This is a genomic window from Leisingera sp. F5 (genome assembly GCF_001593695.1).
This window is the reverse complement of record NZ_LUKH01001179.1, coordinates 1-1,211: the sequence shown is the minus strand read 5'-3', so window position 1 is coordinate 1,211 and position 1,211 is coordinate 1. Positions and strand designations below refer to the sequence as shown.

2 protein-coding genes are annotated in these 1,211 nt (G+C 60.3%); both read left to right on the top strand.

Annotated elements, in window-relative coordinates; translation table 11 throughout:
• On the top strand, positions 1-555 hold a 555-nt coding region (locus A2I95_RS39935), incomplete at its 5' end, for a DUF2059 domain-containing protein (protein WP_291737877.1).
• Between the two features lie 203 nt (positions 556-758).
• Positions 759-1,211 (top strand): 50S ribosomal protein L21 (gene rplU / locus A2I95_RS39930; RefSeq protein ID WP_291737876.1); only part of this gene is annotated, 453 nt, incomplete at its 3' end.

Here is a 1,211-nt window from a genome sequence, read left to right as displayed (position 1 = left end):
CTGGACGACGAAGCCCTGGATCATGCGGCGGCCTTTTATGCCAGCGAATTGGGGCAGCGCCTGGTGCGGGCGGAAAACGCCTCGCATAAGGTCGAAGATGACGCGGTAAAGCAATTGGCAGGCAACCGCATCATCTCGGATATGGTCAAGGACGGCAGCACACGTGTCGCCATGTACCAGCGGATGGGAACCGCAATTGATGCCGCAGGGGCAGGCGTAAAGGCGCTGCAGCAGATCCAGTTCCGCTTCCTTATGGCCGCCGCCGCTGCCGGGGTGATCAAGCTGGAGCTGGACGCCGACGGCTTGCGGGCTCTGATGAAGGCGCAGGAGGGCGAGCTGCGCCTCAGCCTGCAGGCCTCCAGCCTGGCCGCCTCGGCCTATACCTATCAGGAATTCAGCGATGCAGAAGTCGAGGCCTATGTCATGGCCCTGGAAGAGGCGCCCATGCAACGGGTTTATGAGTTGCTCAACGCTGTGCAATATGAGATCACAGCCAACCGCTTTGAAGAACTGGCGCACCGGATGGCAGAGCTGACACCCGGGCAGGATATCTGATCCTGCACAGGCTGATGGCGCAGGGTGTGGAAAACAGTTGACACCTGATGCATTCCGAACCATAAGCCCGCATCCCGGCCCGGACTCCGTGCGCCGGGATTCATTTGTAATACGCCCATGACACGGGCGCGCTGTTCGAGGCGGCATTTGCCGAAACACCCGCAAGGGGGCCGTAGGACGCGGGTATAAAAGGAAAGACGCACATGTTTGCGGTCCTCAAGACCGGCGGCAAGCAGTACAAGGTTCAAGCGGGCGATATCCTCCGCATTGAGAAACTTGCTGCAGACGCTGGCGACACCATCCAGTTCGACGAAATTCTGATGCTTGGCGGCGACGCACCTGTTGTTGGCGCTCCGCTGGTAGATGGCGCTGCCGTAAAGGCAGAAGTGATCGACCAGATCAAAGGCGAAAAGCTGATCAACTTCGTGAAGCGCCGCCGGAAGCACTCCTCCAAGCGCACCAAAGGCCACCGTCAGAAGCTGACCCTGGTCCGGATCACCGAGATCCTGGCATCGGGCGCAACCAAAGCTGCCCCGAAAGCCGCTGCCAAAGCTGCACCTGCTGCTGGTTCGGACGATTTGGCCCAGCTGACCGGCGTTGGCCCTGCTGCCGTCAAAAAGCTGAACGAAGCAGGCCTGACCACCTTTGCCCAGATC